Source organism: Dyella ginsengisoli LA-4 (assembly GCF_000334915.1).
GTDB lineage: Bacteria > Pseudomonadota > Gammaproteobacteria > Xanthomonadales > Rhodanobacteraceae > Dyella_A > Dyella_A ginsengisoli_A.
Genome location: NZ_AMSF01000031.1, coordinates 1 through 1,202, shown reverse-complemented (window position 1 = coordinate 1,202; position 1,202 = coordinate 1). Strand labels below are relative to the sequence as shown.

Genomic DNA, 1,202 nt, shown 5'->3' with positions numbered 1-1,202 from the left:
AAAAAGAAAAAGCCCGGCCAAAGCCGGGCTTCTTCATGACACGTAGTGCCGATCCTTACTGCTGGACCTGCAGCTCCGTGCGACGGTTGCGGGCGCGACCGGCGTCGGTGTCGTTGGTGTCCACCGGATCGTTCTCGCCGTGACCCACCGGGCCTTCCAGACGGCTCGCGTCGATGCCGTGCGCCGTCAGGTAGTCGTACACGATCTGCGCACGACGCTCCGACAGGGCCTGGTTGTACTCCTCCGTGCCCTTCGAGTCGGTGTAGCCGGCCACCATCACCTTCACCTGCGGGTAGCGCTGCAGCGTGTCCACCGCCTGGTCAAGGATCGACAGCGAGTCCGCCGTCGGCTCGGCCAGCGCCTTGCCGATCTCGTCGGCCTTCACGTGACCCTTCTTCGGATAGTCGAACTTGAAGTTCACGCCACGCAGGTCGATCACCACCTTCTGCGCGCAGCCATCCGGACCCACGATCGTGCCGGCCGCCGTCGCCGGGCACTTGTCGTCGCAGTCGTTCACGCCGTCCTTGTCGCTGTCCAGCGTCGAGCAGTCCGGAGCCGGCGGCGGCGGAGCCACCACCGGGGCCGGCGGCGCCGGCGGCGCGCCGAAGCGCGACACGATGCTGAAGCCCAGGAACCAGTCGCCGTAGCCGTCCTGCGCCGGCTGGCTCTTGTCGTCGAAGTCGTAGCGGTAGCCCGTCTCGATCCGTACATCCGAGCTGTCCGTCACCGTCTTGGACACGCCCACGCCCAGCTCCGCCGCAGGGGCCCAGCCGCTGTCACCACGATTGTGGTGGTTGCTGCCCATCAAGCCGACCAGCAGGTACGGACGCCAGGCGTTCCAGTCACCGCGATAGAAGCGTGCCGCCGCGCCGAACGAGTTGTTCGACCAGCGACCACCGCCCACCGCGCCGTCCACCCTGCGCTTGGTCCGGTCCACGAACAGGTCGATCGACGCATCCGGCGAGATGAAACGACCCACGCCCAGGCCGTAATACAGCTGGCGGCTGTTCGTGTTCCGGTCGGTGTCGTTGTAGTAACCACCAATGGTCGGCGCGATGTACCAGCGATCGTCGTAGCTCGACGAGCTCATGCTCGGTGCGCTGTCCGCCGGCGCCGTGTCCTGCGCGTGAACGGCACCTACGCCGCCCAGGGCCAGAGCAATCAGAAAATACAAGCCCTTACGTTTCATCAGGTGTCTCCTT

General features: G+C 66.1%; 1 protein-coding gene. It reads right to left on the bottom strand.

The features are described 5' to 3' along the window. Positions 1 to 55: 55 nt before the first annotated feature. Positions 56 to 1,189, bottom strand: a complete 1,134-nt coding sequence (locus C693_RS0108940; RefSeq protein WP_026107293.1) for an OmpA family protein — start codon at positions 1,187 to 1,189, stop codon at positions 56 to 58. Between the last annotated feature and the right edge of the window lie 13 nt (positions 1,190 to 1,202).